We start from the raw sequence: 7,951 nt of genomic DNA on the forward strand, positions 1-7,951 counted from the left end.
TAGCCAGCTTTCTTTTCTTCTCTCCCCGCGCCATGATGAAGCTCTTCTGCCGCCGCCCGCGAACGAGCCCATGTCTACGCCGCAAGCCACCCCCAGCTCCCTGTCGATCACCCTGCAGATCGTTTCCATCGTTTTCTACACCTTCATTGCCTTCCTTTGCATCGGCCTGCCGATTGCCGTGTTGCCAGGGTATGTCCATGAACAATTGGGCTTCAGTGCCGTGGTGGCTGGCCTGACCATCGGTTCGCAATACCTGGCGACCCTGCTCAGCCGCCCCATGGCCGGGCGGGTGTCGGACAGCGTCGGGACCAAACGGGCGATCGTCTACGGGTTGTCGGGCATTGTGCTCAGCGGTGTGCTGACGTTGATTTCCACCTTGTTGCAAAGTCTGCCGTTGCCGAGCCTGGTGATCCTGATTGCCGGCCGCTTGTTGCTCGGCGTGGCCCAAGGTTTGATTGGCGTTGGCACCATCAGTTGGTGCATGGGCCAGGTCGGCGTGGAGCACACGGCCCGTGCGATCTCCTGGAACGGCATTGCCTCCTACGGCGCCATCGCCATCGGCGCCCCGCTGGGGGTGGTGATGGTAGGTAACATGGGTTTCAGCAGCCTGGGCATCGCGCTGTCACTGTTGGCCGGCGCGGCGCTGTTGTTGATCCGCAACAAGCCTTCGGTGCCGGTGGTCCGTGGCGAACGCCTGCCCTTCCGGGCCGTGTTCGGACGCATTGCGCCATACGGGGCCAGCCTTAGCCTCGCCTCGATCGGCTACGGCACGCTCACCACGTTCATCACCCTGTTTTATGTCAGCCGTGGCTGGATCGGCGCAGCGTGGTGCCTGACGGTGTTCGGCATCTGCTTCATTCTTTCGCGATTGCTGTTCATTTCCAGCATTGCCCGTTTCGGTGGCTTCAACTCGGCCATCGCCTGCATGAGCATCGAAACCCTGGGGCTGGTGCTGCTCTGGCTGGCGCCTTCCCCCGCGTTCGCCTTGGTGGGGGCGGGACTGGCCGGTTTCGGGCTGTCGCTGGTGTATCCGGCACTCGGGGTGGAAGCCATCAAGCAAGTGCCAAACACCAGCCGTGGCGCGGGGTTGAGTGCCTATGCCGTGTTCTTCGACCTGGCCTTGGCGATTGCCGGGCCATTGATGGGGGCGGTGGCGTTGAACCTGGGCTACTCGTCGATCTTTTTCTGCGCCGCCTTGCTGTCGATCACCGGGCTGGGCTTGACCCTGCTGCTGCGTCGACGCGCCGAAAAAACCGCTTACTGATCGGCGGTGCGCATACCGGCCCGGCTCGGCTTGCCCAGGGCCTGGCTGAAGAAGCGCCCGGCTTCGGAAATCATGGTGCGGTGGATGTCCTTGCGGTCGACGCCATCGGCATCGGTGCACAGCGCCGGCATCGTGGCAATCTGCTCCTCGGTGCAGGGTGCCAGGAAAACAAAGTGCCCTGCCCCGGCCAAGGTCTTGAAATCCGGCGCGGTGGGCAGTTTACGGGCCAGTGCCGCGGCATTCTTGTCGAAGGCCACCAGTTTGTCGCCATCGCCGCTGTACAGCAGCACCGGCACATGGACGTCGGCCAAGGTATGGCGACCGAACTTCAGGCTCAACGGTGCCATCAACAGCAATGCCCGCACCCTGGGGTCGGCCATCGGTTGCAGATCGTCGCGGTCGGCGATCAGCTCGCCCTGGGTGTTGCAGGCGTCACGGTCGTCCGGCCGCTCTTGGCAATAACGGCGCAGGCGATTGAGATCGGGCGTGGCGCCAGACAGGATCAGGGCGGTTTCCCCTCCGGCGGAATAGCCGATCACCCCCACCTGCCCGGCATTGACGAACGGCGACAGCATCGGATCGTTCAGCGTCGCGGTGATGGCCTCGGAAATCTGGATCGGCCGTCCGTAGAGGTTGCTCAGAGTACCCAAGCGGCTATGGTCCTGGGCATTGTCGCCAGGGTGGATCACCGCGACCACGACAAATCCCTTGCGTGCCAGCGAAGTGGCCAGGTCATGCAGGGCCAGCGGTGTCCCCGTGTTGCCGTGGGACAGCATCAACATCGGGAAGCGGCCGATGGCAATCTGGGCGTCCGGTGCAGCGTCGATCTGATAGCCACCCAGCTGGCTGGTTTGCGCTCGGGCGTTAGACGGATAGAAGGCGATGGCGTGCATCGGCTGGTGATCCAGCGGATCGAGAAAGCTCAGCTCGTGAAAACCGGCACTCCAATTGGGGTGCAGCGCCGGTGCAGCCTGCACCGTAACCAGGCTGCCGAGCAGACAAAGCAATATCCCTGCACCAAGACGTGTCATCGAATCATCCACCTTCACCAGCGGACAGGAAGGCCCCGTCGCTCGCTGCCTGGACTTGCACGACCTGCGCCAAAAGCCCGATGAACAGAATACAGCGTTTTACGAAGGTTTCGATATTCATCAATGTGCAAAGGGGGTGATGCAAACCTCACGGCCACCGAAAAACCAATGTGGGAGCGAGCCTGCTCGCGAAAGCGGTGGGTCAGTCGGCATGGAGGTGACTGGTACACCGTTATCGCGAGCAGGCTCGCTCCCACAGTAAAGTCGTGCTGAATGCAAATCTCACAGCGACCCAAAACCAGTGTGGGAGCGAGCCTGCTCGCGAAGCGATGGGTCAGTCAGCATGGAGGTGACTGGTACATCGCTATCGCGAGCAGGCTCGCTCCCACCGGGATTTCAGGGCTTGATGACGCTGTGCAAGCCTTACGCGGCGGCGAACTGTTCGCCGATCTGCGCCTTGGCTTCGCTCATGGCCTTGTTGCGCATGTCATCACCGTAGGCCAGGCCCTCGGCACGGACGATTTCGATGTCGGTGATACCGAGGAAACCGAACAGAAGCTTCAAGTAGTCTTCATGACCCACACCGCTCGGCTGACCGGCATGCAGGCCGCCGGAAGTGGAAACGATCACCAGCTTCTTGCCGCCACACAGGCCTTGCGGGCCGGCTTCGGTGTAGCTGAACGTCTGCCCGGCCACGGCAATGCGGTCGATCCAGGCCTTGAGCTGGGTTGGGACGGTGAAGTTGTACATCGGCGCAGCGATCACGACTGCATCCGCCGCGAGGAACTCAGCCAGCGTGGCAGCGCTGAGGTCGGCTTCGTGCTGCTGCGCGGCGTCACGCAATTCGGCGCTGGTACCGGCCGCAACCAGCGTCTGGGCGGAAAAGTGACTGATTGCATCGGCGGCCAGGTCGCGGTAGGTCACGACCACGTCCGGTTCGGCGGCTTTCCAGGCCTCGACCACCTCACGGCTCAATTGGCGGGAAGCGGAGTTGTCGCCGAGGATGCTCGAATCAATGTGCAGAAGTTTCATATGAGTGCTCTCCAATGAGGATCGCTACCGGGCGATCGAATGGGGACCATCCTACCGATGAAACCAATAGCCGATTAGCCCGCTATGATGCGATAGTTCGTTCTACTGACAGGACAATCGAGCCCGACATGCAAGACCTCAACGATCTCTACTATTTCGCCAAAGTCGTCGAAGCCGGTGGCTTCGCCGCAGCCGGACGGACCCTTGGCATCCCCAAGTCGCGACTGTCCAGGCGTATTGCCGAACTGGAAGACCGCCTCGGCGCCCGCCTGCTGCAACGCACCACTCGCCAGTTGAAACTGACAGCGGTGGGCGAACGCTACCTGCGCCATTGCCAGGCCATGTTGTTGGAGGCGGAGATGGCCGACGAAGCGGTGGCGAGCATGTCCAGTGCGCCCCGTGGTCGGCTGCGGGTTTCGAGCCCGGTGGGGCTGGCCCACGAAATACTGGCCGGGGTGGTGGCCGACTTCCTGGAAAAATATCCTCAGGTCCAGTTGGAGATGATCCTGCTCAATCGCCGCGTTGACCTGGTGAGCGAGGGCATCGACGTAGCGTTGCGGGTGCGTGACCTGGGTGACGAAGACCCGTTGCTGATGACCCGCCGCTTGCGTCAGGCGCGGTTGATCATGGTCGCCAGCCCGACGTTCGTCGAAGGGCGGCGGATCGAAACACCCGAGGACCTCAAACAAGTCCCGGTGCTCGGGGCGCTCGAGAGCGATCGCCTGGTACATCTGCGCCTGCACAGTGCCGACGGACAGGTCGCTGAACTGGCCCTGGAAGCACGCCTGGGCATCGACGATTTCATTGTCCGCCGCGCCTGCGTCCTTGCCGGCCTGGGATTTACCTTATTACCGAGCATGTATTGCGAGCAGGAGTTGAAGGACGGCACACTGGTGGAATTGCTACCGGGATGGTCGCTGCCCGATGGCTGGCTGCAGGCGGTCTATCCCCATCGACGCGGCATGTTGCCGGCGGTACGCGCATGGCTCGACCACCTGGTGGAAGCCTTCAATCTTTGTGGAGAAAGGACGTTATGAGTTTGAGCGAAGAGGATGTCGCGCGGTTTTGCCTGGGTTTGCCTGGCGCCAGGGAAGATTACAAATGGGGCGGCGTGCGGGTGTTTTCCATCGCCGGAAACAAGATGTTCGCCTTGCAGGGGCTGCGCAGCGATTCATTGGCGTTCAAGGTCGACAAGGACCTGTTCCTGGGACATTGCGACCGACCGGGCATCCATCCCGCCCCGTATCTGGCGCGGGCGCAATGGATCATCATGCACACCCCCTACCCCTTGGGTGCCGAGGAACTGCATGGCCTGCTACGACGCTCCCACCAACTCGTGGTCAGCAAGTTGCCCAAGCGCACGCAGGTCGGTTTGCTATTGCCGTGACATTACCCCCAGGCCAGCAAATGGCCGCCCAGGAACAACTGGTCGACCCAGAACACCTGGTGCAGCAGCACGATGAACCAGAACACCACTTGAAACGACACCTTTCGGGTCTTGTGCCGAAAGACCTGCTGGGCCAGCAACGCGCCAGGCCAACCCCCAGCCAGCTCCACGGCGTGCAGTACGTTCTCGGGGGTACGCCAGGCGTCGGAACGGGCCTTGCGTTTGTCGCTCCAGTACAGCAGGAACGCCACGACGCTGACAACGCCATAGGCCGTCAGAGGCACCCATGATGCCTCCTGCAACCCGAGCAACAGCGAGCCCGTCAGCGGCAGCGCGCACAGCAACGCCAATACGATCAACTTGAGCCGAAGGTTCTGCACGACGCCCCCATTATTGCGGGCCGCGTGCCTGCGCGTGCCGGAATCGTTCATGGCCGGGCGCTTGTCCAGTCGACCCAACCGAATTGCCAGGTCGCCAGGATCAACAAGCCGAACACGATCCGATACCAGGCGAACACCGCATAGCTGTGGTTGGCGATGAACCGCAGCAACCCCTTGACGGCGATCATGGCGAAGATGAACGCGGTGACGAAACCGATGGCAAACACCGGGAAGTCCGCCGGTACGAAAAGCGCGCGGTATTTGTAGCCCGAGTAGACAGCCGCACCGACCATGGTCGGCATGGCCAGGAAGAAGGAGAACTCGGTCGCGGTCTTGCGCGACAGGCCGAACAGCAACCCGCCGATGATGGTCGAGCCGGAACGGGAGGTGCCGGGAATCATCGCCAGGCACTGGGCCAGACCGACCTTGATTGCATCTTTCCAGGTGATGTCGTCCACAGTTTCGGCGTGTACTTCATGCTGGCGCTGTTCGGCCCACAGCATGATGAAACCACCCACCACCAGCGCGGCGGCCACGGTGATCGGGTTGAACAGGTATTCGTGGATCAGATCCGCAAACAGCACGCCCAGCACCACAGCTGGCAGGAAGGCGATCAACAGGTTGGCGGTAAACCGCCGGGCACTGGGTTGGGTGGGCAAACCCAACACCACGTCGAAGATCTTGCGCCGGAATTCCCAGACCACCGCCAGGATCGCCCCCAACTGGATGATGATGTTGAACGCCATGGCCCGTTCCCCACCGAACCCGAGCAAGTCGGCGACAACGATCTGGTGCCCCGTGCTGGAAATCGGCAGGAATTCCGTCAGACCTTCTACAATGCCAAGAATCAGTGCCTGAAAGGCAGTCCACAAATCCATTCATCCCCCAAGAAAGGCCCTGTCAGCAGGGCCTCATCGATAATCAAGTGTCATGCCCTTACGAGCAGCGGGTGCACGATAACTGCGCCATAGCCCAAAAAACCAATGAAAAATCAAAGGCAGGCTCAGGTTTTGCGCCGCGAGGCCGAAATCCTATCAGACAAGCCCTCATAACGCCGACGCGTTATGGCCCAGGGGGCAATCCACCGGCCGTGGATGACAAGAACAAGAAACTGGAGTGACAGCGTATGAATAGCTTGCGCAATGTGTCGATCAGCCGACGCTTGTGGCTCATCCTCGTCGTGGCCATCTTGATGGTATTCACGCTGGGTGCCCTGATGCTGAAACAGATCCACAGCGATCTCTATCAGGCCAAGGTGCAGAAAACCCAGCATGTGGTCCAGACCGCCAGCGGCGTGCTGAGCTACTACCATGGCCTGGAAACCGCCGGCACCCTGACCCGCGAAGCCGCCCAGAAACAGGCCCTCAGTGCCGTGCGTGGCCTGCGCTATAACGAAACCGACTATTTCTGGATCAATGACCTGACCCCGGTCATGATCATGCACCCGACCAACCCGAAGCTAGAAGGCCAGAACCTCTCGGCGATCCGCGACCCGAACGGTTTCGCGCTGTTCAACGAGATGGTCATCATCGCCAAGGCCAAGGGTGCCGGGATGGTGAACTATCTATGGCCGAAACCGGGCGCCGAGGCACCGGTCGGCAAGACGTCCTACGTCAAACTGTTCGAACCCTGGGGCTGGATCATCGGTTCGGGCGTATACGTGGATGACGTACAGGCCGAGTTCCTGGCCCAACTGATCAAGGCCTCGCTGGTGGGCCTGACGATCGCACTGATCATGAGCCTGCTGTTGACCCTGATCGTGCGCAGCATCGTGCGACCCCTGCAAGAGACGGTGAACGCGATGGCCAACATTGCCAGCGGTGAAAGCGACCTGACCCGCACCCTCGACACCCATGGCCAGGATGAAGTCACCCAACTGGCGCGCCACTTCAACGCGTTCACGACCAAGCTGCGCGAGGTAGTGAGCCAGCTGCAGGTTTCTGCCAGCGCCCTGGGGCAATCGTCCAGCGAATTGGGCAGCGACGCCGCCCAGGCCCAGGAGCGCAGCCAACAGCAATCGCAGCAGATGGAGTTGGTGGCCACGGCGATCAACGAAGTGACCTATGGCGTCCAGGATGTGGCCAAGAACGCCGAACATGCCGCCAGTGAAATGCGCGACGCCGAGTCCCAGGCCCAGCAGGGCCAAGTCAACATCGATGGTAGCTTGCAGCAGATCGACCGTCTTTCCCAGACCATCGACCAAGCGGTTGAAGTGATTCGTACCCTGGCCAGCGAAAGCACCCAGATCGGCAGCGTGCTGGAGGTCATCCGCTCCATCGCCGAACAGACCAACCTGCTGGCCCTCAACGCCGCGATCGAAGCCGCTCGCGCCGGGGAGCAAGGCCGGGGGTTTGCGGTGGTGGCCGATGAGGTGAGGTTGCTGGCCCAGCGCACGCAGAAGTCCACCGCCGAGATCCAGGGGATGATCGAGCGCTTGCAAACTCACTCCGAAGCCGCGGTGAAAGTCATCAGCGACAGCAGCCGCGCCTCGCAGCTGACCATCGAACAGGCCGGCCTGGCGGGTGCCAGCCTCAACGCCATCGGTCAGGCCCTGCGCAATCTCAACAGCCTGAACGCCTCCATCGCCAGTGCCACCCTGCAACAGGCCCACGTGGTAGAGGACATCAACCAGAACGTCACCCAGGCCGCCGGCCTGTCCCACAGCACCGCCCTGGCGGCGGAACAATCGAGCCTGGCAAGCACGCGCCTCAAGGCACTGAGCGAACAGCTGAACGGCCTGCTCAAGCAGTTCCGGGTCTAAAGCTGACCCACCGCCATCGCGAGCAGGCTCGCTCCCACAGGGGCTGCTGGCGACCATAGATCTCGCGATCAACCCGGCCTCCTGTGGGAGCCGGGC

Annotated in this window: 8 protein-coding genes; 4 read left to right on the top strand and 4 right to left on the bottom strand. The window is 61.9% G+C overall.

Annotated features, from left to right (window positions below):
• Nucleotides 1–70: 70 nt before the first annotated feature.
• Nucleotides 71–1,264 carry an MFS transporter gene (locus ACODTO_RS22610; RefSeq protein WP_139645474.1) on the top strand — a complete coding sequence of 398 codons (1,194 nt, stop codon included), beginning with the start codon at nt 71–73 and terminating at the stop codon, nt 1,262–1,264.
• Here the strand turns inward: ACODTO_RS22610 and ACODTO_RS22615 are convergent.
• Together ACODTO_RS22615 and ACODTO_RS22620 are read right to left on the bottom strand one after the other, a co-directional pair.
• Entirely contained in the window at nt 1,258–2,295 is a 1,038-nt protein-coding gene (locus tag ACODTO_RS22615; RefSeq protein WP_139645472.1) for an alpha/beta hydrolase family protein, read from the bottom strand. The two genes, ACODTO_RS22610 and ACODTO_RS22615, sit on opposite strands and share 7 nt — an antisense overlap.
• 423 nt (nt 2,296–2,718) lie before the next feature.
• Nucleotides 2,719–3,327 (bottom strand): FMN-dependent NADH-azoreductase, encoded by a 609-nt coding sequence (locus tag ACODTO_RS22620; RefSeq protein WP_175362625.1) that lies wholly within the window; start codon nt 3,325–3,327, stop codon nt 2,719–2,721.
• A 128-nt stretch (nt 3,328–3,455) separates the two neighbouring features.
• Here ACODTO_RS22620 and ACODTO_RS22625 point away from each other — a divergent pair, with 128 nt between their 5' ends.
• Both ACODTO_RS22625 and ACODTO_RS22630 read left to right on the top strand, forming a co-directional pair.
• Nucleotides 3,456–4,364: a LysR substrate-binding domain-containing protein gene (locus ACODTO_RS22625; RefSeq protein ID WP_139645467.1), complete on the top strand. Its 909-nt coding sequence runs from the start codon at nt 3,456–3,458 to the stop codon at nt 4,362–4,364.
• Complete coding sequence (locus tag ACODTO_RS22630) at nt 4,361–4,714, top strand: MmcQ/YjbR family DNA-binding protein (RefSeq protein WP_055126865.1); 354 nt, start codon at nt 4,361–4,363, stop codon at nt 4,712–4,714. The genes ACODTO_RS22625 and ACODTO_RS22630 overlap by 4 nt, the downstream gene beginning before the upstream one ends.
• A gap of 2 nt (nt 4,715–4,716) precedes the next feature.
• Here the strand turns inward: ACODTO_RS22630 and ACODTO_RS22635 are convergent, their stop codons facing one another.
• The gene (locus ACODTO_RS22635; RefSeq protein WP_489107078.1) at nt 4,717–5,145 is read right to left on the bottom strand and encodes a DUF1294 domain-containing protein; all 429 of its coding nucleotides are present in this window, start codon (nt 5,143–5,145) and stop codon (nt 4,717–4,719) included.
• Nucleotides 5,142–5,972, bottom strand: a complete 831-nt coding sequence (locus tag ACODTO_RS22640) for an undecaprenyl-diphosphate phosphatase (RefSeq protein ID WP_139645460.1) — start codon at nt 5,970–5,972, stop codon at nt 5,142–5,144. Before ACODTO_RS22640 ends, ACODTO_RS22635 begins: the two co-directional genes overlap by 4 nt.
• A gap of 248 nt (nt 5,973–6,220) precedes the next feature.
• Between ACODTO_RS22640 and ACODTO_RS22645 the strand changes: the two genes are divergently transcribed.
• The gene (locus tag ACODTO_RS22645; protein ID WP_139645458.1) at nt 6,221–7,855 is read left to right on the top strand and encodes a methyl-accepting chemotaxis protein; all 1,635 of its coding nucleotides are present in this window, start codon (nt 6,221–6,223) and stop codon (nt 7,853–7,855) included.
• Nucleotides 7,856–7,951 lie beyond the last annotated feature (96 nt).

It is taken from the genome of Pseudomonas sp. FG13 (assembly GCF_057809755.1).